This is a genomic window from Halostella sp. PRR32 (genome assembly GCF_034808085.1).
In the GTDB taxonomy this organism is placed as follows: Archaea; Halobacteriota; Halobacteria; order Halobacteriales; family Natronoarchaeaceae; genus Halostella; species Halostella pelagica.
In genome coordinates, this window is record NZ_JAXHGL010000176.1 from 1 (window position 1) to 262 (window position 262).

Genomic DNA, 262 nt, shown 5'->3' on the forward strand with positions numbered 1-262 from the left:
TGATCGGCAGCGTCGCCGAGGTCGTCACCCGGGAGACTACCGTTCCGGCGACGCTGGTGAAGTGAAGTAAACACGTCACTTTCGATCGGGGGCCGCGTAGAACGCGTCGGGACCGTGGTCGTCCTGCCACGCGAAGGCGTAGAGCCGTCGCCACGTCGGTGTTCGTGCGGTCGATTCCGGGCGTGATCGTCGGGGATCGTCCTCGCGACCACGTTCGGCGTCTGAGGCGGGCGGTTCCGACGGAGGCGCGGTCGTGTGCGAC

The 262-nt window shown here is 67.6% G+C and carries 1 pseudogene; it reads right to left on the reverse strand.

Annotated elements, in window-relative coordinates:
- Window positions 1–75: 75 nt before the first annotated feature.
- A pseudogene (locus SM753_RS20790) lies at window positions 76–262 on the reverse strand (hypothetical protein); the annotation flags it as partial.